The sequence below is a fragment of the Amycolatopsis methanolica 239 genome (genome assembly GCF_000739085.1).
Taxonomy (GTDB): domain Bacteria; phylum Actinomycetota; class Actinomycetes; order Mycobacteriales; family Pseudonocardiaceae; genus Amycolatopsis_E; species Amycolatopsis_E methanolica.
Genome location: NZ_CP009110.1, coordinates 4,928,032 through 4,948,968 on the forward strand (window position 1 = coordinate 4,928,032; position 20,937 = coordinate 4,948,968).

A 20,937-nucleotide genomic window follows, 5' to 3' on the forward strand; every position below is an offset into this window, starting at 1 on the left:
CGGGCGCTACACCTCCTTGACGCCGCACTCCACGGCCGCGTCGTAGAGCGCTCCGGCGATCGACGGCGCGGCCGCGAAGGTCGCGTCCGCCCCCAGGGCCGGGTCCGAGCCCGGTAGGTGCACCACCGCGCCCGCTTCCTCCGCCACCAGCGCTCCGGCCGCCCAGTCCCAGCGGTGCAGGCCGTGCTCCAGGTACCCGTCCAGCCACCCGGCCGCCACCGCGCACAGGTCGAGCGAGGCCACCCCAGCCCGGCGGACGTCGCGCACGCGGGTCAGCAGCCCGGACACCAACCGGGCCTGCCGGGCGCGCCGCTCGGCCTGGTAGGCGAACCCGGTGCCGATCAGGCTCAGCTCCAGCCGCTCGGGCGAGGACACCGAGAGCCGCCGCCCGTCGAGCCACGCGCCCTGGCCCCGCACGGCCGTCCAGCAGCGCCCGCTGACGGGTTCCACGACCGCCCCGGCCACCGACACCCCGTCCACCTGCGCCGCGAGCGACACGGCGAACAGGGGTGCGCCGTAGAGGAAGTTGACGGTGCCGTCGATCGGGTCCACCACCCACGTCACGCCGTCACCCGCCGCGCCGCCTGCCTCCTCCCCCAGGACGTGGTCCCCCGGCCGCAGCTCCGCCAGCCGGTCGCGCACCAGCTGCTCGGCGGCGCGGTCGACCGCGGTGACCACGTCGGTGTCGGTCGTCTTGGTCTCGACCGACACCGGCTCACCTGCGACCATGGCGTCACGGGCACGGCGGACCAGGTCCGCGGCCTCAGCCGCGACCTGGACGGCAACGTCCTTCAACTCTGTTTCGGCAGCTCCCACGTCCACCATGGGACCACACCCGGTTAAAGTCTCCGGCACAGGTTTCTGAATCGAGCGAGAAGGGACGGCGCCAATGACGGCGACCCGTGGTTTCGGAATCGACATCGGCGGCAGCGGTATCAAGGGCGCCCTTGTCGACCTGGAAAAGGGCGCACTGATCGGCGACCGCTTCCGGATCGACACCCCGCGGCCGGCGACCCCGGACGCGGTGGCCGACGCGGTGGCCCAGGTCGTGGCCCACTTCGGCTGGGAGGGCCCGGTCGGCATCACGCTGCCCGCGGTGGTGAAGAAGGGCGTCGCGCACACCGCGGCCAACATCGACCCCAGCTGGATCGGCACCGACGCGGACGCGTTGTTCGCCAAGCGGCTGGACCGCCACGAGGACGACATCGCGATGCTCAACGACGCCGACGCGGCGGGCATGGCCGAGATCCGCTACGGCGACCCGCGGGCCCGCAAGGGCGTCACCACCCTGCTGACGTTCGGCACCGGCATCGGCAGCGCCCTGTTCCAGCACGGCACCCTGATGCCGAACACCGAGTTCGGCCACCTCGAGGTCGACGGGCACGACGCGGAGAAGAAGGCGGCCGCTTCGGTCAAGGACAACGAGGGCCTGTCCTACCCCCACTGGGCCAAGCGCGTGAACCGTTACCTTTCCGTGCTGGAGAACCTCATCTGGCCGGATCTGTTCATCGTGGGCGGCGGGGTCAGCAAGAAGGCCGAGAAGTGGGTGCCGCTGCTGGAGATCAGGACACCGGTCCTGGTGGCATCGCTGCAGAACAACGCGGGGATCGTGGGCGCGGCGCTGGCCGCGGCCGAGGGCCTGGAGCACTGACCAGCGAACAGGCCGCCGCGGGTTTGAACGATGATCGGCCGCAACGCACCGGCGTATCGTCGTTACAATGGAACACGGCCCACGGTCGCGGAGGACAAAACCGCAGGCCGCGGGACGTTCCCCGAATCTGAGGCAGCCGGGACGCACCATCCCGGCTCGCCGTGATCGACCGCTGCGAAAGGGCGTACGTGGCAGCCGCAAAAACCGCTACCCGAAGCGGCACGAAGACAACGAGCGCCGCCGACGTGAGCGCGGAACCCAACGCGGGCCGTGAGAACGTGACCGAGGCCGAGGCTCAGGGCTCCGGCGCCACGAAGAAGGCGACCACCCGTAAGCCGGCCGCGGCCAAGGGCCCGAAGAAGGCTCCGGCCAAGGGCCGCACCACCCGCAAGGCCGGCAAGACCGACGACGGGGAGCCGGACGGCCCCGGCGGCGAGGACATCGAGGACGTCGACCTCGAAGCCGATCTCGCCGACCTCGAAGGCGAGGTGGAGGTCGACGTCGTCGACGCGACCGTCACCGACGAAGCCGAAGACCTCGACGAGGACGAGCCGGACGAGAAGACGCCGGCCGCGAAGTCGGGCGCCAAGTCGACCGATCGTGATTTCGTCTGGGACGAGGAGGAGTCGGAGGCCCTGCGGCAGGCCCGCAAGGACGCCGAGCTCACCGCGTCCGCGGACTCGGTGCGCGCGTACCTGAAGCAGATCGGCAAGGTCGCGCTGCTCAACGCCGAGGAGGAGGTCGAGCTCGCCAAGCGGATCGAGGCCGGCCTGTACGCGGCGGAGCGGCTGCGCATCGCGGAGGAGGAGGGCGAGAAGCTCGCCACCCAGATGCGCCGCGACCTGCGCTGGATCATCCGGGACGGGGAGCGCGCCAAGAACCACCTGCTGGAGGCGAACCTCCGTCTGGTCGTGTCGCTGGCCAAGCGCTACACCGGCCGCGGCATGGCGTTCCTGGACCTGATCCAGGAGGGCAACCTGGGCCTCATCCGTGCGGTCGAGAAGTTCGACTACACGAAGGGCTACAAGTTCTCCACGTACGCGACGTGGTGGATCCGGCAGGCGATCACCCGCGCGATGGCGGACCAGGCCCGGACCATCCGTATTCCGGTCCACATGGTCGAGGTGATCAACAAGCTCGGCCGCATCCAGCGTGAGCTGCTGCAGGACCTCGGCCGCGAGCCCACCCCCGAGGAGCTCGCGAAGGAGATGGACATCTCCCCGGAGAAGGTCCTGGAGATCCAGCAGTACGCCCGCGAGCCGATCTCGCTGGACCAGACGATCGGCGACGAGGGCGACTCGCAGCTGGGCGACTTCATCGAGGACTCGGAAGCGGTCGTCGCGGTCGACGCCGTGTCGTTCACGTTGCTGCAGGATCAGCTCCAGTCGGTGCTGCAGACGCTGTCCGAGCGCGAGGCCGGCGTGGTCCGGCTGCGCTTCGGCCTGACCGACGGCCAGCCGAGGACTTTAGACGAAATCGGCCAGGTCTACGGGGTCACGCGCGAGCGCATCCGGCAGATCGAATCGAAGACGATGTCCAAGCTGCGGCACCCCAGCCGCTCGCAGGTCCTGCGGGACTACCTGGACTGAGAGCAAAAGAGGAAGCCCGGGCCACCAGGCCCGGGCTTCTTCTCTTACAAGGCAACGCAAGCCGGCAACGCAAGTAGGCCGACTACCCCAACCAGACCTCCCGATCCACAGCCGATCTTTAGTCGCCGAGCAGGGGTGTCAAGGTACGCTTCCCCGCCTTGACACGCCTGCTCGGCGACTGAAACACATTCAGGCATCGGGGGCGGGGGTCGACAGGTGACCGTTCGAGCGCCGTGAGGCGCTCCTGCGCGAAGCGCAGGAAAAAGATCAAAAGATGTCCTCGCCGCCTTCGTCACAGCAAAGGGCCACCGCGCTGCGGGGAGCCAGGTGATCTTCTAACGTTCCACCATGGGCATCACCCGAACGCTTGACGTCAACGAAGTCCTCGCCCGGCAGGAGTCCGGCGAGTTGAAGCGCCGCCTGCGGGCCAGGGATCTGGTGGGCTTCGGGGTCGGCATCATCATCGGCACCGGCATCTTCACGCTCGCGGGCGTGGAGGCCAAGACGCACGCCGGGCCGGCCGTGACGTTGTCGTTCGTGATCGGGGCTGTCGTGGCCGGCCTGGCGGCGCTCTGCTACGCCGAACTGGCCTCCAGCGTGCCGACAGCCGGCAGCGCCTACACCTACGCGTTCGCCACGCTCGGGGAGGTGTTCGCCTGGATCATCGGCTGGGACCTGCTCCTCGAGTTCGCGCTCGGCGCGGCCGTGGTGTCGCGCGGGTGGTCCGGGTACCTCGCGAACCTGCTCGGGCTGCCGCAGGAGTGGTTCGGCGAGGAGGCGACCGTCAACGTGGGCGCCGTCGCCATCATCGCGGTCCTCACCGTCGTCGCCGTGCTCGGGATCCGCGAGTCGGCCCGGGTGACGAACGTGCTGGTGCTCGTCAAGGTCGCGGTGTGCGTCCTGATCATCGCCGTGGGCGTGTTCTTCATCAAGGGCGCCAACCTGACCCCGTTCATCCCGCCCGCCCAGCCCGACGAGAGCGGGGCGAGCGTGCTGCACCAGCCGGTCGTGCAGGCCGGGCTGGGGCTCGAACAGTCCGTGTACGGCATCGGCGGTGTGCTGTCCGCGGCGGCGATCGTGTTCTTCGCCTACACCGGGTTCGAGGCGCTGGCCAACCTCGGCGAGGAGACCCGCAACCCGCGCAAGGACCTGCGCATCGGCATCCTCGGCGCCCTCGGCGTGTGCGCCCTGCTCTACCTCGCCGTGTCGCTGGTGCTGACCGGCATGGTGCCGTTCACCGACATCGACACGAGCGCGCCGCTCGCCGCCGCGTTCGACGCGGTCGGCCAGCACTGGGTGAGCGCCCTCATCTCGCTCGGCGCGGTCACCGGCCTGACCTCGGTGATGATGGTGGAACTGGTCACCATCGGCCGCATCGGGTTCGCGATGGGCCGGGACGGTCTGCTGCCCAAGCCGATCGGCACCACGCACCCGCGCTGGGGCACGCCGCACCGGATGACCATCGGCGGCGCGGTGCTGATCGCCCTGCTCGCGGCGTTCGTGCCGATCACCGAGCTGTCCGACATGGTCAGCATCGGCGCGCTGTCGGCGATGGTGATCGTCGCGATCGCGGTGCCGGTGCTGCGCCACAAGCGTCCGGACCTCAAGCGGCCCTTCATGGTGCCGCTGTCCCCGGCGCTGCCGGTCATCGCCGCGCTGGCCTGCCTGTACCTGATGCTGAACCTGGACGTGCTGACCTGGATCCGGTTCGCCGTCTGGCTCGCGATCGGCCTCGTCATCTACTTCGCCTACGGCCGCAGGCATTCCCGCCTTGCGGTCAAGGAGTGAACCCCGCCCGCGCGACCAGCGCCCGCGCCGCGGCCGCGTCGGCGGCGGGCACCACGAGCAGCAGCCCGCGCAGGGCGGCGACCACCCGGTCGAGCATCTGCAGGTGCACCCCATCCCGGCCCGCCCAGCGATAACCGTCCACAATGGCCACCAGTGTGCCGCCCACACCGCTGAGCACGCCCGCGAGGAACACCGGATTCCTGGCACGCCAACGGGAACTCCAGAACGGCGGCAGCCCGCCGTCGAGGTAGTCGCGCAGCGCGGCGTCCGGGGTGTCCGGCGCGCCGAGGTCTGCGGTGTCCACAAAGGCCACCAGCGTGGCGTCCAGCTCAGGCACCCCGGCCAGGATCGCGCGCAACGCGGCGGCGGTCCACCGGCCCTCGGCGGCGACCGCGGTCAGCTCGCCCCCGGACAGCTCCGCGACGGCCGCCGCGGTGGACGCCGGCGACAAACCCGCGGACGCGGTGTCGTCCTGGTTCGCGACCACGATCCCGTGCGCCCGCAGGGAAACCAGCGTGACGAACGCGGCCGACTCGCCCTTCTGCTGCGGCATCTCGGCCCGCGCGAGGTCGATGAGGCGCGTGGCGCCGGGGAACCAACGCACCTCGTCGAGCAGCCCCACTAGTACCGCCACAGGTGGGCGGCGACGATCTCCTCGACCGTCCGGTCCGCGGCCCAGCGCCGGTCCGAGGCGCGCACCGCGCGGAACGCGCCGAGCAGCTCCTCCCCCAGCGCCGCGCGCATCCGGTCATTGGACGCCAGCGCCTCGTCCTGCTCGTCCGATGTGGCCGGAAGACGGCGGATTCCCGCGGCCGCCCGGCCGTCCTCGGTCCAGACGCCGGGATCCTCGCCGACGGGATCGGGCAGGGCGAGCCCTTCTTCCAGTCCGGCGATCCCGGCGGTGATCACGGCGGCGAGCGCCAGGTACGGGTTCGCCGAGGCGTCGCACGGCTTCAGCTCCACGTTGGCGTGCTCGTCGCCGAGCAGGTCGGACCCCGGCACGAACCGCAACGGCGCTTCGCGGTTCTCCACACCCCAGAACGCGTACGCGCTGGCGAAGTACCCCGGGCGCAACCGCAGAGTGGACGGCACGCTCGGCGCGGTCACCGCCGTGATGGCGGGCAGGTCCCGCAGAAGCCCGGCGAGATAGCCCGCGCCCTCGGCGTGCGGCACGCCGGCGAGGAGGTTGCGCCCCTTGCGCCACACCGAGGTGTGCAGGTGCCAGCCGTTGCCCGCCGCCTCCGGGCTGACCATCGGCGCGAAGCTCAGCCGCAGCCCGTGCTTGTGCGCAGCGGCGTGCAGGGTCTGACGAGCCAGCAGCTGGTCGTCGGCCGCGGACACCGGATCGGTCGCCGCGAGCGAGAGTTCCAGCTGCGCCAGGCCGTACTCGGCGTGGAACTGGTTCAGCCACAGGCCGTTGGCGTCGAAGTCGTGCAGCACGGTCGCGACGAAGTCGTCCAGCGGGATCAAGGCGTGCGGGCTGTAGGCCGGACCGTGGTGGCCGGGCGCCGAGGCGATGTCCGGCGCCCCGGCGGGAGCCACGGCGAACTCCATCTCGAAGCCGGCGCGGATCTCGTAACCCAGGTTCGCCGTGGCGGACACCACGGTTTCCAGCGCGGTGCGCTGGCAGTAGGGCCACGGCGATCCGTCGGCGGCGATCTGCCGCCCGGGCGCCCAGGCGAGCGCGCGCTGCCCGGCGAGCCGTCGCAGCCGGTCGATCACCGGCGCGAGACGCACGTCACCCGAGGGTGTGCCCAGTCCCGGGTGGCCGAACGTGATGACGTCGTGGGTGTCGAAAACGGCGAACAACGACGTGATCCCGACGCCCCGGGTCGCGGCCGCGGCGAGGCCGGACATCGGCACGATCCGCGAGCGCGGGATGCCGTTGTTGTCGGCCCAGGCGATCTGCGCCCCGCCGACCCCGGTTGCCGCCAGGTCCTTCGCGGCCGCCGACGCCTGCTTCGTCATGACAGGGAGTGTCTCACGTGCCCCGCGCGGGGGATGGTTTCGCACACGGACTGATCACGATCTTGCCTCGGACCGGTCCACCGAATTCCGCTGAGAACGAACAAGCTGCTCCGCGCGCCCGCTTGACACGGGTTCGCACGAGCCGATTTCCGCCTGCTCACATTGGTCCTGACCACGGGAAACGGGTTTCTGACAGGTTTCTCCGTCCTGAATGGCGGGATTGATCTACGACATCCGGGGTAATTATGCGTGACACACATCCCAAGCAGCCGGGAACACTTGCCAGGCGCTCAGCGTCTGCAAGAGTGGAGGCCAGCGAACACCGCGGAGCCGACGGGCAACCGCAGGGCCGAAGTGGTCGCCGCTGGATCGATGGCATCGGGCAGCCGATGCCGGGACGGAGGGAGACTCCAATGACATCACCGACGCTCACCCGCCCCGAGTTGACCGCAGCCGACCGTTGTGACCGGTGCGGCGCCGCAGCACAGGTACGAGCCATCCTCTCCAGCGGTGGGGAGCTGCTCTTCTGCGGCCACCACGCCCGCGAGTACGAGTCGAAGCTCAAGGAGATCGCTGCGGAGATCCAGCGCGGCTGAGCCAGACCACAGACAGCAGGCGGGCGCCCGGGGTTCACCCGGGCGCCCGCTTGTCATGTGCCCGACGTCACACCGGGAACCGTCGCGTTGATCCCGGCGACCTGGAGGGAAAGCCGGTCCCTCCCCGCCGAGGAGCAGCATGACGACGGACGACATCCTGGAGCCAACCGCACCGCCCGCCGCCCCGTCCACGCCCCGCGGGACGCTGCGACCGGTCCTGCTGCGCCTGCACTTCTGCGCCGGGATCCTCGTCGGCCCCTTCCTGGTGGTGGCCGCGATCACCGGTCTGCTGTACGTGTTCACGCCGCAGCTGGAACAGGTCGTCTACGACCACGAGCTGCACGTGCCGGCCGGAACCACGGCGCAGCCGCTGTCCGCGCAGGTCGCCACCGCCGAGAACGCGGTGCCTGAGGGGACCTTGTACAGCGTGCGCCCCGGCCCGACGGCGACCGACACCACCCAGGTCGTCTTCAAGGTCGACGGCCTGCCGGAGAGCTACTACCGCACCGCCTTCGTGAACCCCTACGACGGCGAGATCCGCGGCGTGCTGGACACCTACGGCTCCGGTGGCCCGATGCCGATCCGCGGCTGGCTGGACAACCTGCACCGCAACCTCCACCTGGGTGACGTCGGCCGGATCTACAGCGAGCTGGCAGCCAGCTGGCTGGCGGTCGTGGTGGCAGGCGGGCTGGTGCTGTGGTGGGGCGGGCGCCGCCGCAAGCGCAAGGTCACCACCGGCCGGGCACGCACGCTGTCCTGGCACGCGACCACCGGCACGTGGGTGGCGCTGGTGCTGTTCTTCCTGTCCGCGACGGGCCTGACGTGGTCGCAGTTCGCCGGGCAGAACATCTCCGAGGTCAGGGCCGCGCTGAGCTGGCAGACGCCGTCGGTGCCGTCGAAGCTGCCCGGCGCGGCCGCCGCCCCCGCGGTGGACTTCGACGGGGCGCTGGCCGCGGCCCGCACGGTGGGCCTGGACGACCCGGTCGAAATCACCCCGCCCGGGGCGGGCAAGGCCTACGTGGTCAAACAGATCCAGCGCAGCTGGCCGGAGAGGCAGGACTCGGCCGCGATCGACCCCGCCACCGGCGAGGTGCTCAACGTGCTGCGCTTCGAGGACTGGCCGCTGGCCGCGAAGCTGGCCCGCTGGGGCATCGACGCGCACATGGGCCTGCTGTTCGGGCTGGCGAACCAGATCGTGCTGGCCGTGGTGATGGCCGGTCTGATCGCCATGATCGTCTGGGGGTACCGCATGTGGTGGCAGCGCCGCCCGGCCGGACGGCCGGTGGGCCGCCCCTTCGTGCGCGGCTCGCTGCGGCGGCTGCCGATGAAGGTGCTGGTGCCGCTGGCCGCCGCCGGCATCGTGGTCGGCTGGTTCATGCCGGTCTTCGGGCTGTCGCTGCTGGCGTTCCTGCTGCTCGACGCCTTCCTCGGGTGGCGGGCGCACCGCCGCCGCCCCACCGTGGCGCGCGCCGGGACGTAGCGGCGGGCCGCCCCGGGGCAGCCCGCGCTCCCGGGCCGCCCCGGGGCGGCCAACGGCGGCCGGTCTTGCGGTCACCGGGGCCGGAAACGCCGCGCGAGGCGCGGTGAGCCGATCCGATCGCGCCCCCGCCTGCCGGCCCCCACCGGGCCCCGCCCCGCGGGCCACGACCAGCCGGGCCAATCGCCCCCACCGCCGCTTGCCGGCCCCACCAGGGCCCGCCCCGCGGGCCACGACCGGCCGGGCCGTGCCCGGCCCTCATGATCACCGAGGTCGGCCCCGCGCCGCGAGCCCCTCTCACCAGGAGCGCAGCGTCGCGATCCGCTCCTCCAGCTGCTCCATCGTCGCCATCGCCGTGGGCGGGCCGCCGCACGCGCGGCGCAGCTCGTTGTGGATCGCGCCGTGCGGCTTGCGCGTGCGGTGGTGGTACATGCCCACCAGGGTGTTCAGCTCCTTGCGCAGTGCGGCGATCCGCTCGTTCACCGACTGCGGCCGCGGCGCAGGCGCCGGGACCTGCTCCTTCTCCGGCTTGCGGCGGCTGGCGTCGGCGAGCTGCTCTTCCTGCCGCTTGCGCAGCAGCGCCCGCACCTGGTCCGGCTCCAGCAGCCCGGGCAGCCCGAGGTACTCCTGCTCCTCCTCGCTGCCGGAGAACACCGCGGTGCCGAAGGAGTTGCCGTCGTAGATCACCTGATCCAGCTCGGCCGAGGCGCCCAGCGACGTGAACGCCTTCTCCTCCTCGCCGGGCTCGTCCTCGGTGCGGTTGGCCTGCGCCAGCAGCTCGTCGTCCCAGCCGTCCTTCTCCCGGTGCGGCTTGCCGAGCACGTGGTCCCGCTGGGCCTCCAGCTCGCTGGCCAGCTCCAGCAGCACCGGCACGCTGGGCAGGAACACGCTCGCCGTCTCGCCCTTGCGCCTGGCCCGCACGAACCGGCCGATGGCCTGGGCGAAGAACAGCGGCGTCGACGCGCTTGTGGCGTACACGCCGACGGCGAGACGCGGCACGTCGACGCCCTCGGACACCATCCGCACCGCGACCAGCCACCGGTCGGTCGACTCGGAGAACTCGCTGATCCGCGCGGTCGCCTTCGGATCGTCGGAGAGCACCACCGTGGGCGCCTCGCCGGTGATCCGCGCCAGGATCTTCGCGTAGGCGCGCGCCGACTCCTGGTCGGTGGCGATGACCAGGCCGCCCGCGTCCGGGATGCCACCGCTGCGCAGCTGCTGCAGCCGGGTGTCGGCGGCCTGCAGGACGGCGGGGATCCACTCGCCGCCGGGGTCCAGCGCGGTGCGCCACGCGCGGGCCGTCTGCTCGGCCGTCAGCGGCTCGCCCAGCCGCGCGGTGAACTCCTCCCCCGCGCTGGTGCGCCAGGACGCCTCACCGCTGTAGGCGAGGAACACGACGGGCCGGACGACGCCGTCGGCGAGCGCGTCGGCGTAGCCGTAGGCGTGATCGGCCTTGCTGCGCAGCGAGCCGTCGCCGTCGGGCTCGTAGGTGACGAACGGGATGGGCGAGTCGTCGCTGCGGAACGGGGTACCCGTCAGCGACAGGCGCCGCACGGCGGGGGTGAACGCCTCGCGGATCGCGTCACCCCAGCTCTTCGCGTCGCCGCCGTGGTGGATCTCGTCCAGGATGACCAGCGTCTTGCGGCCCTCGGTGCGCACGCGGTGCAGCGTCGGGTGCGCAGCCACCTGCGCATACGTCAGCGCCACACCACGGTAGTCGGCCGCGACGGCGCCCTGCCCGTTGCGGTAGTTCGAGTCGATCGGGATGCCCGCCATCGCCGCGGACGCCGCCCACTGGTGCTTGAGGTGCTCGGTCGGGGTCACGATGGTGACCGCCTCGACCGTGCGGTCGGACAGCAGCTCGGCGGCGATGCGCAGGCCGAAGACCGTCTTGCCCGCGCCCGGCGTCGCGACGGCGAGGAAGTCCTGCGGCTGCGTGCTCAGGTACTTCGTCAGCGCGCGGCGCTGCCAGGCCCGCAGCGGGCGGGCGGTGGAGTCGTGCTGGGGCTCGGGTGCGGCGAAGCCCTGACCGGTCCGATTACCCTGGGCCGTGTCCGACAAGGGATTCCTCCCCCTCCTCTCGCCGACGATGGAACGCGACATGCGAATGCCCCCACGGAACTGCCCGGCCGCGATGCCGGACGGGGGTGAGGGCGGCTCATCGGAGATTACCCGTCCCCCCCGACAAGGGCCGCGAACGGCACGGCGGAGTTGAACACGCCACAGGTCTTGACAAGCCAAACCGCGCCGATTCCGCCATGCTTGGGGCTGACATGAGTTCACCGTCCGACGAGACGCCCGATGGCGCCGCCCGCCGCAAGGGTCCGGCGCGCCTGCTGGGGCGCACGCTGAACAAGGCGTGGGACGGCAACATCTTCTCCGAGTCCGCGGAGGCGGCGTTCTGGCAGACGCTGTCGCTGCCGCCGCTGCTGCTCGGGCTGCTCGGCAGCCTCGGCTTCATGGGCGACTGGTTCGGCCAGGGCTTCGTCACCGCCGTGCACGACCGGATCATCACGTTCGCGGACAAGATCTTCAGCGGCAACGTGGTGAGCCAGATCATCGAGCCCACGGTCGACGACATCCTGACCATCGGCAAGGGCGAGATCGTCTCGGTCGGCTTCCTGATCTCGCTGTGGGCGGGCTCGTCGGCGATGTCGTCGTTCGTCGACGCGATCACCGTGGCGCACGACCAGTACGGCGTGCGCAACGAGGTCTGGCAGCGGATCTACGCGCTGCTGCTGTACCTGGCGAGCCTGGTGCTGCTGGTGGTCGGCCTGCCGATCATCGCGATCGGACCGAACGTCCTGATCGACTTCCTGCCCGACGGCTGGGCGCCGACCATCACCACGTGGATCAGCTGGCTGTACTACCCGGTGATCGGGGTGCTGCTGGTCCTGGCCGTGGCGACGCTGTACAAGCTGGCCCTCCCGCGCCGGCTGCCGTGGCACCGCGGGCTGCCCGGCGCGGTGCTGGCGATGGTGATCTTCCTGCTCGCGAGTGTCGGCCTGCGGGTCTACCTGTCCTGGATCACCAGCACCGGCTACACCTACGGCGCGCTGGCCACGCCGATCGCGTTCCTGCTGTTCACGTTCTTCATCGGGATGGCCATCGTCGGCGGCGCCTACTTCAACGCCGCCATCCAGGAGCTCTGGCCCGCGAAGATGACGCGCCGCCAGCGCCGCAAGTGGCGGCGGCTGGAGATGGAGCGCGCCAAGGAACGGCTGCGTGCGGACTCGCCGTCACTGTGGGAGCGCACCACGCAGCCGTTGCGGAAGCCGCGCAAGCAGGAGGAAGCTCCCGCGGCCGAGGAGGACGACCTCGCGGATCAGTCCTCGCCGTCGGGGCCGGGGCGCAAGCCCTCGTAGATCTCCTTGCAGGCCGGGCACACGGGCGAGCCGGGCTTGGGCGAGCGGGTGACCGGGAAGACCTCGCCGCACAGCGCCACCACGTACGTGCCCATGACCGCGCTCTCGGCGATCTTGTCCTTGCGCACGTAGTGGAAGACCTTCGGCTGATCGCTGTCGGTCTCGTCGGTGGTCTCCGGGCGTGTGTCGACCTCGGGCAGCGTCTGGGTGCTCATGTGTTCCATTTTGCCGCAGCACCCGCCGTGCCCGACACACTGGCTTCTGTACCTACTGGTATGTACGATGGTCGCATTCCACTCGTACGCATCGACGCCCTGCCCGTGCACGACGACGCAACCCTGACCGCGCTCGGGGACGCGGTCCATGAGGCCATGACCGAGACGATCGACGTGCCGCGGGACGACTTCTTCCAGATCGTCACCCGCTCCGACGGCCACCTCCGCTACGACCCCGGCTACCTCGGTATCCGCCGGGACGACGGCGTGGTGTTCGTCAGCATCACGATGCGGGTGGGCCGCACCTACGCGCAGAAGAAGGCGCTCTACGCGCGGATCGCGGAGCTGGCATCCGAACGGGCCGGGATCGAGCCGCGGAACGTGTTCGTCAGCGTGACCGAGAACCAGCCGGTGGACTGGTCCTTCGGGGAGGGCGTGGCGCAGTATCTGGGGTGAAGGGAGGGCTCCGCCGATGGCCGTTCCCCGCGCCACCCGCCCGCACATGCCCGGTTACGGCACCCTGCCCGCCGACCAGGGGACGGGACTGCTGCCCTGGTCCTGGGCGGAGAAGCGGTTGCGGGACTCGCACGACTACTGGGTCGCGACCGTGTGGCCGGACGGCCGCCCGCACCTGATGCCGGTGTGGGCGGTGTGGCACGACGAGGCGCTGTGGTTCTCCTCGTCGCGCGGCGCGCGGAAGGTGCGCAACCTGCTCGCCAACCCGGCCGTCACGATCTCGACGGACGACGCGCTCAACCCCGTCGTGCTGGAGGGTGTCGCCAAGGTGGTGCGGGACACGGTGTCCGTGCGGGCGTTCCTGGACGCGGTGAACGCCAAGTACCGCACCGATTACGGCATGGACTTCCTCGACCCCGGCGTCAACGCGACCGTGCGGGTCCGCCCGCGGTGGGTGTTCGGGCTGGACGAGCGCGACTTCGGCGGCTCGCCCACCCGCTGGGACTTCACGCCGGACCGTCGGTGAAGATGGTCCCTCGTGACACCCCCGATATCGCTGGCCGACGAGGTCGCCGACGCCGTTCACAGCGGCCGCGCGGTCGTCGCGCTCGAAAGCACGATCCTGTCCCACGGCCTGCCTCCCGGCCGCAACCTCGCGGTCGCGAACCGGCTGGAGGAGACCGTCCGGAAGGCCGGCGCGGTGCCGGCCACCATCGCGGTGCTCGACGGCGTCGTGTACGCCGGCCTGTCGCGCGCGCAGCTGGAGCGCGTGTGCGCGCCCGACGCCGGGCTGGACAAGCTGTCCCTGCGTGACCTGGGGCCCGCGATCGGCCTCGGCCGCTCGGGCGCGACGACGGTGGCGAGCACCTCGGCGCTCGCGCACGCGGCCGGGATCGGCGTGTTCGCCACCGGCGGGCTGGGCGGCGTGCACCTCGGGGCGGCCGAGTCCTGGGACATCTCCGCGGACCTCGGCGTGCTGGCGCGGGTGCCGGTGCTGGTGGTGTGCTCGGGGGTGAAGTCGGTGCTGGACATCGCCGCCACCCTGGAGGTGCTGGAGACGAACTCGGTGCCGGTGCTGGGGTACCGGACCGGCGAGTTCCCCGCGTTCTACCGGCGGACCTCCGGCTTCGAGGTGCCGTGGCGGGTCGACGACCCGGCCGCGGCCGCGGCCGTCGTCGCCGCGCACCGGCAGTACTCGTCGTCGGGGGTGCTGCTGACCAACCCGATCCCGGCCGAGGCGGAGATGGACGCCGAGCTGCACGACCGGCTGCTGGCCGAGGGGCTGGCGCTGCTGGAGTCGCGCGGCGTGCACGGCAAGGAGGTCACGCCGGTGCTGCTGGAGCACTTCCACACCGCGAGCGGCGGGGTGAGCCTGGACGCGAACGAGCAACTGGTGGTGTCCAACGCGCGGGTGGCGGCCGAGGTCGCGGTGGAGCTCGCGTGAAGGTCGTCGTGGTCGGGGACGCCGGGCTGGACGTGGTGGCCCGGCACGAGGGACCGATCGTCCACGGCGGCGACTCGCGGTCGCGGGTGCGGCTGGCCGGCGGCGGCGCGGGCGCGAACACGGCGGTGTGGCTGGCCGAGGCCGGCGTGGAGACGACGCTGGTCGCGCGCGTCGGCGATGACGCCGGCGGGCGCACGGTGCGGGCCGAGCTGGAGGCGGCGGGCGTGTCGTGCGCGTTCGCGGTCGATGGTGAGGCGCCGACCTGCGTGGTCGTGGTGCTGGTGGACGGTTCGGGTCAGCGGAGCATGCTGCCGGACCGGGGCGCGATGGCGCGGTTCGAGCCGGCGGACATCGACCCGGCGGTGCTGGCCGGCGCGGACCACCTGCACCTGTCGGGGTACGTGCTGCTCGACCCCTCGTCGCGGCCCGCGGGGCTGGCCGCGCTGGCGGCGGCGAAGGAGGCCGGGCTGACCACGTCGGTGGACCCGCAGGCGGCCGCGTTGATCACCGATCCACGGGCGTTCCTGGCGGACGTGCGAGGCACGGATCTGTTGCTGCCCAACACGGAGGAACTGCTGGCGCTGACCGGTTCGGCGTCATCGTCGGCGGCGAAGGCGCTGCTGGACGACGTCGGCGCGGTGGTGGTGACGGCAGGTCTGGACGGCGCGACGTGGGTGTCCGCGGACGGTGAGGTGAGCGTGCCGGCGGAGGAGGCGGAGTGCGTGGACTCCACCGGCGCGGGCGACGCGTTCGACGCGGGCGTGCTGGCGGCCTGGCTCCGCGGGTCGTCCACTGTGGACGTCCTGCGATCCGGTGTGCGGCTGGGCGCGCGAGCGGTCACCAAGGTCGGCGCCCAGCCCTGACCTAGCGTCGACGCGAGTCCCACGCTCAACCACGCGAGTTCTGCGCTCAACCACGCGAGTTCTGCGCTCAGCCGTGCGAGTCCACGCTCAGCCGTGCGAGTTCTGCGTGGCGGCTCGTACCCGGCCGAGGCCCGGACGGCCGAACGTGGGACTCGCGCCCGGGAACGTGGGACTCGCGCGGGGGTCAGCCGTCGATGATGCGGTGTTCGCGGTGCTCGATCGCCTTCGCGTTGCGCTGGTAGCGGTTGACCTTCTCCGACTTGCGGGGCGGGCGGTCGTTGGCGATCAGCACCGCGACCCACGGCAGCGGGATCGAGATGACGATGAACAGCAGCGCCAGCCACCACGTGTGGTAGAAGATCCCGGCCAGCACCAGGCACGGGAACCGCATGCCCATCATGAGCATGTACTTGCGCTTGCGCGCCGCGTGCTCGTCTTCGTAGGACGGGGCGGCCTCGGTGATGAGAACGGGGGCGTCCTCGTCGCCGGTGCTCCGGGGGGACCTGTTCACCGCGACCACCTCCTGTGCCCTCCATGCTGCCACTTCCCCCTCCCCGGCGATACTCGGGTGGCGTTAAATCCCGCACCACCCGGCACACACGCGCGTGAGGATCTCCACCGACTCGGCCAGCCGGGTGATGGAGCACCACTCGTCGGTGACGTGCGCCTGCTCCGGCTCGCCCGGCCCGCAGATCAGCGTCGGCACCCCGCCCAGCGCGGGGGTCAGCACGGACGCGTCGGTGAAGTACGTCGCCGTCGCCACCTCCCCGCCCGCGCCGGTGACCTCCCGGACGATCTCGGCCGCCGAGGCCGCCCACTCGTCGCCCGGATCGGTCCACACCGGCGGCAGGTCGATCAGCGGGCGCACCTCGACCCCCGCGACCGCGGCCAGCGACTCCAGCAACGCCGCATGGTCCTGTCCCGCCACCGTCCGCACGTCCACCGTCGCCACCGCGCGGTCGGGCACTGAGTTCGTGTTCAGCCCGCCGGTGAAGGTGCCCACGTTCAGCGTCGGCGGCCCCATCACCGGGTGCGGCTCCACCCCGAACCGGTACTCCGCCAGCCTGGACACCGCCGCGGCCAGCTTGACGACGGCGTTGTCCCCGAGGTGCGGCATCGACCCGTGCGCGGTCACCCCGGTGGCGAGCGCCTCCAGCCACAAGGCGCCCTTGTGCCCATGGAACGCCACGTTCGCGGTCGGCTCGGTGATGAGCAGCGGACCACTCGGCCCCAGCCGGTCGGCCACGAACCGCGCGCCCTGCGACCCCGTCTCCTCCGCCGCCGTCAGCACGAGCCGCAGCCCGGCCCGCCGTGGCCGGGACCGCGCGATCGTGACCGCGGCCGTCACGATCGCCGCCACCCCGGCCTTCATGTCGCTCACGCCGCGCCCGTACACGCGGTCGCCGTCCGTCTCCCCGGCGAACGGGTCGCGCTGCCACGGCGCGCCGCCCAGCGGCACCGTGTCGACGTGCCCGGACAGGCACAGCGGCGGCACGTCGTGCCCGGTCTCCCATTCGGCGACCAGCGTGCCGCGGCCGGGTTCGTGCTCGAACACCTCCAGGTGGAACCCCGCGTCCCGCAGCAGCGGCGCCACGACCTCCAGCGCCGCGCTCTCCGCGTGGCCCACCGTGTCGACCGCGGTCAGCGCGCGGGTGAGTGCGAGTGCGTCGGTCACGTTCCCCTCCTCAGTGCCCGGTCCTGCCGTCGATCCGTTCGCGCAGCAGGTCGGCGTGCCCGTTGTGGCGTGCGTACTCGGCGAGCATGTGCACGATGATCCGCCGCAACGAGATCGGCTCACCGGAGGCCTGGTGCACGCCCGTGACGTCCAGCGAGGGCGCGTCGGCGACGATCCGCCGGGAGGCCTCGCACTCGGCGCGCCACACCGCCAGCGCCTCCGCCGGATCGCCGTCCAGGCGCTCGAAGTCCTGTTCCGGGTCTTCGTCGGAGTAGTACAGGACGGGCACGTCCTCGCCGCGGAACTGGATGCGGAACCACCACCGCTCGACGCCGGCGAGGTGGCGCGCCAGGCCGTGCAGGGTCAGGCCGGAGGGCGGGATCAGCTTCTCGGACAGGCGGTCCGGCGCCACGCCGGCGCACTTGAGCTCGAAGGTCTGCCGGTGCCAGTCGAGGTAGGCGGTGAGGATCTCGCGCTCGTCACCGGTCTTGGGCAGGGGCGGGCGGGTGTCGTCCGCCCACGGCTGGGCGAAGTTGGCGGCGGGGATCGGGGCGTTTCCGGTCATGCCCCGAGCCTGCCAGCACCCACCGACAAAAACGTGAGCGCGGCCACGACCAGCGTCTCCACCCCGGTCCGCAGCGTCGGGTGCAGCACCGGCGCGAACCGCGGCGAGTGGTTCGACGGGACGTCGCGCTCGAACCGGCCCTCGGCCATCGCGGTGAGCACGAAGTCCTGGTCCAGGCCGCCGACCAGCCAGAACACCGACGGCACCCCGGCCGCCCTGCCGAACTCGCCGAAGTCCTCGCTGCCGGTGACCAGCGGCGCGTCCATGGTCCGGTCGGCGCCGAAGTGCGCGGTGAACGCCTCGGTGAGCGTGCGGTTCGCGCCCTCGTCGTTGGCGGTGACCGGGAAGGTCGCGATCGGCGTGATCTCCGGCGGCCGCGGCGCGCCCGCCGCGGCCGCCTCGCCCTGGACGATGCGCTCGACCGCGGCCCGCACCCGCCGCCGGACCTGCTCGTCGAAGGTGCGGACGTTGACCTCGAGCACCGCTTCCTCGGCGATGACGTTGGCCGCGGTGCCGACGTGCATCGACCCGACGGTCACCACGGCCTGCTCGGTCGCCGCGATCTCGCGGGACACGATCGTCTGCAGCCGCATCACGACCGACGCCGCCAGCACCGCCGGGTCGACGGTCGTCTCCGGCCGGGAGCCGTGCCCGCCGCGGCCGTGCAGCACGATCCGCAGCGAGTCGGTGGCCGCCATCAGCACGCCGGGCCGCGTCAGCACCCAGCCCGCCGGGCCGGGGACGACGTGCTGGCCCAGCACCACCGCGGGCGTGCCGACGAGGTCGAACAGGCCGTCGCGCACCATCGTTTCCGCGCCCTCGCCGACCTCCTCCCCCGGCTGGTAGACCACGACGACGGTGCCCCGCCAGCCGTCCCGGCCGCCCGCGAGCAGCCGCGCCGCGCCGTCCAGCCAGGTGGCGTGCATGTCGTGGCCGCACGCGTGCATCACCGGGACCTCGTCGCCGTCCGGGTTCGGCGCGCGCACCTCGCTGGCGTAGGGCAGGCCGGTCTTCTCGGCCACCGGCAGCGCGTCGATGTCCGCGCGCAGCATCACGACCGGGCCGTCCCCGTTTCGCAGCACCCCCGCCACCCCAGTCCCGCCGATGCCGGTGTGCACCTCGTAACCGGCGTCGCGCAACCGGTCCGCGAGCTTGCCGGCGGTGCGGTGCTCGGCGAACGACAGCTCGGGGTTGCGGTGCAGGTCGACGTAGAGCTCCTCCAGTCCCGGCAGGAGTTCGCCGAGCCCCGCGAGCACCGTCGCCCGGTCCGTGGTGGTCATGCGGCCATCTCAGCACAGCCGCGGCGCCCGCGTGGGAGGATCACCCACCGTGAGCATTCCGCGGTTCTCCGACGATTTCCTGGCCCGGCTGCGCGAGGCGTTCCAGCGCACCGGCTACGACGCCGACGGCGTGGTCGACGCCCTCGGCGGGGCGGCCCACGCGGCGCTGGGCCGCGGCGAGCCCGAACTCGCCTTCCGCGCCAGCGCGGACGCCGGCGAGCTCGGCACGCTCATCCGCCTGTTCCTGCTGGGTTCCGCCGAGCCCGAAGCGGCCGTGCGGGCCGCGCTGGCGCCGGTGGCACTGGACGACGCGCTCGCGGCCGGTCTCGTGCGCGGCCGGGAGCAGCTGCGCGCGGGCCTGGACGTGCGGCCGCACGGGGACGAGCAGGGCTCGTGGTGGGTCGTCTCGGACCTGGACTCCGACGTGCTGGGCGCGGAGGTCCCGCCGGACCACGTGCTCGGCGTCGGGCACGCGTCGCTGAGCCTGATCCGCGCCACGACCCGCCGCCCGGTGGGCAGCCTGCTGGACCTGGGCACCGGCAACGGCGTGCAGGCGCTGCACGCCACGCGGCACGCCCAGCGCGTCACCGCCACCGACGTGTCGGAGCGGGCGCTGGCGCTGGCGGACGCGACGTTCCGGCTGAACGAGCTGGACGTGGAACTGGTGCGGGGCGAGTGGTTCGCGCCGGTCGCGCGCCGCCGGTTCGACCAGATCGTGTGCAATCCCCCGTTCGTGGTGGGACCGCCGCGCGTCGACTACACCTACCGCGACTCCGGCCTCGGCGGCGACGACGCGAGCGCCCTGGTGATCCGCCAGCTGCCCGGCTTCCTGACCGAGGGCGGCACCGGGCAGCTGCTCGCCTCCTGGTTGCACGTGGACGGCGAGGACTGGGCCGACCGGGTGAGCCGCTGGCTGCCCGGCGGCACGGACGCGTGGTTCGTGCAACGGGACGTAGCCGACCCCGGGCTGTACGTGGGCACCTGGTTGCGTGACGCGGGCATCGACCCGCGCTCCGATCGCGGCCGGGCCAAGGCCGCCGACTGGCTGGACTGGTTCGCCGAGAACAAGGTCCAGGGCGTCGGGTTCGGTTTCGTCACCCTGCGCCGGACGGACGCGGCCCACCCCACGGTGGTGTGCGAGGACCTGCGGCAGGCCTACGACGACCCATTGGGCCCGGAGGCCGGCCGGTGGCTGGACCGGGTGGCCTGGCTACGGGAGCACGGGCACGACCTGCTGGACGCGCGCTTCCGGGTGCCGCCGACGGTGCTGCTGGAGCGGGTGTCCGCGCCCGGCGACGAGGGCTGGGACACCACGGTGCTGCGGCTGCACCGCTCCGACGGTCCCGGCTGGCAGCACGAGGTGGACGAGACGGTCGCCGCGCTGCTGGCCGGCTGCCGGGGCGCGCTGCCGCTGTCGGACCTGCTGTCGCTGCTCGCGGCCGGGCACGGGCTGGACGAGGAGGCGCTCACCGAGGCCGCGCTGCCGCTGGTGCGGGAACTGGTCCGCCACGGCTTCCTGGAGGCGGTGTGAGGGCCGTCGCGGCGCGGGTGACCGAGGCGAGCGTCACAGTCGAGGGCGAGGTCGTCGGCGCGATCGAGGAGCCGGGGCTGCTGGTGCTGCTCGGCGTCCATGTTTCGGACAGCGAGGACAAAGCGGTCACCATGGCGCGGAAGCTGCACGAACTCCGCATCCTCCGCGACGAGGAGTCGTGCGCCACTTCCGGCGCCCCTTTGCTGGTGGTGAGCCAATTCACGCTGTACGGCGACACCCGCAAGGGGCGCCGTCCATCGTGGACGCAGGCGGCCCGCCCGGACGACGCGCTGGCGCTGTTCGACCGCGTCGTGGCGGAGCTGCGCGAGCGCGGAGCCCGTGTGGCCACGGGGAAGTTCGGCGCCATGATGGCGGTGCGCAGCGTGAACGACGGACCTTTCACGGTGCTCGTGGAGGTCTGAACCACTGCTCCGCCGAAGCGGTCTCTCAGCAAAACCTCAGCTTTGGTGGAGC

Annotated in this window: 21 protein-coding genes; 12 read left to right on the forward strand and 9 right to left on the reverse strand. The window is 72.1% G+C overall.

Going from position 1 to position 20,937, the window contains the following annotated elements; genetic code table 11:
* Positions 1-6: 6 nt before the first annotated feature.
* A complete protein-coding gene (locus tag AMETH_RS24000) occupies positions 7-825 on the reverse strand; it encodes an inositol monophosphatase family protein (protein ID WP_026153315.1) in 819 nt (272 codons plus the stop codon).
* Positions 826-889: 64 nt separating this feature from the next.
* On the opposite strand from AMETH_RS24000, the gene ppgK reads away from it, so the two are divergent.
* The 3 genes from ppgK (at position 890) to AMETH_RS24015 (ending at position 5,028) form a co-directional block, all read left to right on the forward strand.
* On the forward strand, positions 890-1,651 hold the full coding sequence (gene ppgK / locus AMETH_RS24005) for a polyphosphate--glucose phosphotransferase (protein ID WP_017983713.1): 762 nt from the start codon (positions 890-892) through the stop codon (positions 1,649-1,651).
* A gap of 188 nt (positions 1,652-1,839) precedes the next feature.
* Positions 1,840-3,240 carry an RNA polymerase sigma factor gene (locus AMETH_RS24010; protein WP_026153316.1) on the forward strand — a complete coding sequence of 467 codons (1,401 nt, stop codon included), beginning with the start codon at positions 1,840-1,842 and terminating at the stop codon, positions 3,238-3,240.
* A gap of 348 nt (positions 3,241-3,588) precedes the next feature.
* The gene (locus tag AMETH_RS24015) at positions 3,589-5,028 is read left to right on the forward strand and encodes an amino acid permease (protein ID WP_017983715.1); all 1,440 of its coding nucleotides are present in this window, start codon (positions 3,589-3,591) and stop codon (positions 5,026-5,028) included.
* Here AMETH_RS24015 and AMETH_RS24020 read toward each other — a convergent pair.
* Together AMETH_RS24020 and AMETH_RS24025 are read right to left on the reverse strand one after the other, a co-directional pair.
* Positions 5,018-5,662: a DUF6885 family protein gene (locus AMETH_RS24020; RefSeq protein WP_223842926.1), complete on the reverse strand. Its 645-nt coding sequence runs from the start codon at positions 5,660-5,662 to the stop codon at positions 5,018-5,020. The genes AMETH_RS24015 and AMETH_RS24020 overlap by 11 nt on opposite strands.
* Positions 5,650-6,996, reverse strand: coding sequence for a type I glutamate--ammonia ligase (locus AMETH_RS24025; RefSeq protein WP_017983717.1), 1,347 nt, complete (start codon positions 6,994-6,996; stop codon positions 5,650-5,652). Before AMETH_RS24025 ends, AMETH_RS24020 begins: the two co-directional genes overlap by 13 nt.
* 413 nt (positions 6,997-7,409) lie before the next feature.
* Between AMETH_RS24025 and AMETH_RS24030 the strand changes: the two genes are divergently transcribed.
* Positions 7,410-7,592 carry a DUF7455 domain-containing protein gene (locus AMETH_RS24030; protein ID WP_017983718.1) on the forward strand — a complete coding sequence of 61 codons (183 nt, stop codon included), beginning with the start codon at positions 7,410-7,412 and terminating at the stop codon, positions 7,590-7,592.
* Between the two features lie 139 nt (positions 7,593-7,731).
* A complete protein-coding gene (locus AMETH_RS24035) occupies positions 7,732-9,072 on the forward strand; it encodes a PepSY-associated TM helix domain-containing protein (RefSeq protein ID WP_017983719.1) in 1,341 nt (446 codons plus the stop codon).
* 294 nt (positions 9,073-9,366) lie between these two features.
* Here AMETH_RS24035 and AMETH_RS24040 read toward each other — a convergent pair whose 3' ends face one another.
* Positions 9,367-11,130 carry a DEAD/DEAH box helicase gene (locus AMETH_RS24040; protein WP_017983720.1) on the reverse strand — a complete coding sequence of 588 codons (1,764 nt, stop codon included), beginning with the start codon at positions 11,128-11,130 and terminating at the stop codon, positions 9,367-9,369.
* Positions 11,131-11,342: 212 nt separating this feature from the next.
* Here AMETH_RS24040 and AMETH_RS24045 point away from each other — a divergent pair, with 212 nt between their 5' ends.
* The gene (locus tag AMETH_RS24045; RefSeq protein WP_017983721.1) at positions 11,343-12,434 is read left to right on the forward strand and encodes a YihY/virulence factor BrkB family protein; all 1,092 of its coding nucleotides are present in this window, start codon (positions 11,343-11,345) and stop codon (positions 12,432-12,434) included.
* Here the strand turns inward: AMETH_RS24045 and AMETH_RS24050 are convergent.
* Positions 12,395-12,649 carry a DUF3039 domain-containing protein gene (locus tag AMETH_RS24050; RefSeq protein ID WP_017983722.1) on the reverse strand — a complete coding sequence of 85 codons (255 nt, stop codon included), beginning with the start codon at positions 12,647-12,649 and terminating at the stop codon, positions 12,395-12,397. The two genes, AMETH_RS24045 and AMETH_RS24050, sit on opposite strands and share 40 nt — an antisense overlap.
* Before the next feature lie 60 nt (positions 12,650-12,709).
* Here AMETH_RS24050 and AMETH_RS24055 point away from each other — a divergent pair, with 60 nt between their 5' ends.
* From AMETH_RS24055 to AMETH_RS24070, 4 genes are read left to right on the forward strand one after another with little or no spacing between them, the layout of a single operon-like run.
* Positions 12,710-13,105, forward strand: coding sequence for a tautomerase family protein (locus tag AMETH_RS24055; protein WP_017983723.1), 396 nt, complete (start codon positions 12,710-12,712; stop codon positions 13,103-13,105).
* Between the two features lie 16 nt (positions 13,106-13,121).
* Positions 13,122-13,631: a pyridoxamine 5'-phosphate oxidase family protein gene (locus AMETH_RS24060; protein ID WP_017983724.1), complete on the forward strand. Its 510-nt coding sequence runs from the start codon at positions 13,122-13,124 to the stop codon at positions 13,629-13,631.
* Between the two features lie 12 nt (positions 13,632-13,643).
* The gene (locus AMETH_RS24065) at positions 13,644-14,549 is read left to right on the forward strand and encodes a pseudouridine-5'-phosphate glycosidase (protein ID WP_017983725.1); all 906 of its coding nucleotides are present in this window, start codon (positions 13,644-13,646) and stop codon (positions 14,547-14,549) included.
* On the forward strand, positions 14,546-15,412 hold the full coding sequence (locus AMETH_RS24070) for a carbohydrate kinase family protein (protein ID WP_017983726.1): 867 nt from the start codon (positions 14,546-14,548) through the stop codon (positions 15,410-15,412). Before AMETH_RS24065 ends, AMETH_RS24070 begins: the two co-directional genes overlap by 4 nt.
* Before the next feature lie 184 nt (positions 15,413-15,596).
* On the opposite strand, the gene AMETH_RS24075 is transcribed toward AMETH_RS24070, so the two are convergent.
* From AMETH_RS24075 to AMETH_RS24090, 4 genes are read right to left on the reverse strand one after another with little or no spacing between them, the layout of a single operon-like run.
* Positions 15,597-15,932, reverse strand: a complete 336-nt coding sequence (locus AMETH_RS24075; protein ID WP_017983727.1) for a DUF3099 domain-containing protein — start codon at positions 15,930-15,932, stop codon at positions 15,597-15,599.
* A gap of 54 nt (positions 15,933-15,986) precedes the next feature.
* Positions 15,987-17,087, reverse strand: coding sequence for a M20 family metallopeptidase (locus AMETH_RS24080; protein WP_017983728.1), 1,101 nt, complete (start codon positions 17,085-17,087; stop codon positions 15,987-15,989).
* 10 nt (positions 17,088-17,097) lie between these two features.
* Positions 17,098-17,652: a DinB family protein gene (locus AMETH_RS24085; RefSeq protein WP_017983729.1), complete on the reverse strand. Its 555-nt coding sequence runs from the start codon at positions 17,650-17,652 to the stop codon at positions 17,098-17,100.
* Positions 17,649-18,932, reverse strand: coding sequence for an amidohydrolase (locus AMETH_RS24090; protein WP_017983730.1), 1,284 nt, complete (start codon positions 18,930-18,932; stop codon positions 17,649-17,651). Before AMETH_RS24090 ends, AMETH_RS24085 begins: the two co-directional genes overlap by 4 nt.
* On the opposite strand from AMETH_RS24090, the gene AMETH_RS24095 reads away from it, so the two are divergent.
* Both AMETH_RS24095 and dtd read left to right on the forward strand, forming a co-directional pair.
* Positions 18,931-20,463: a N5-glutamine methyltransferase family protein gene (locus AMETH_RS24095; protein ID WP_209436805.1), complete on the forward strand. Its 1,533-nt coding sequence runs from the start codon at positions 18,931-18,933 to the stop codon at positions 20,461-20,463. The two genes, AMETH_RS24090 and AMETH_RS24095, sit on opposite strands and share 2 nt — an antisense overlap.
* The gene (dtd, locus tag AMETH_RS24100; RefSeq protein WP_017983732.1) at positions 20,460-20,885 is read left to right on the forward strand and encodes a D-aminoacyl-tRNA deacylase; all 426 of its coding nucleotides are present in this window, start codon (positions 20,460-20,462) and stop codon (positions 20,883-20,885) included. The genes AMETH_RS24095 and dtd overlap by 4 nt, the downstream gene beginning before the upstream one ends.
* The last annotated feature ends 52 nt before the right edge of the window (positions 20,886-20,937 follow it).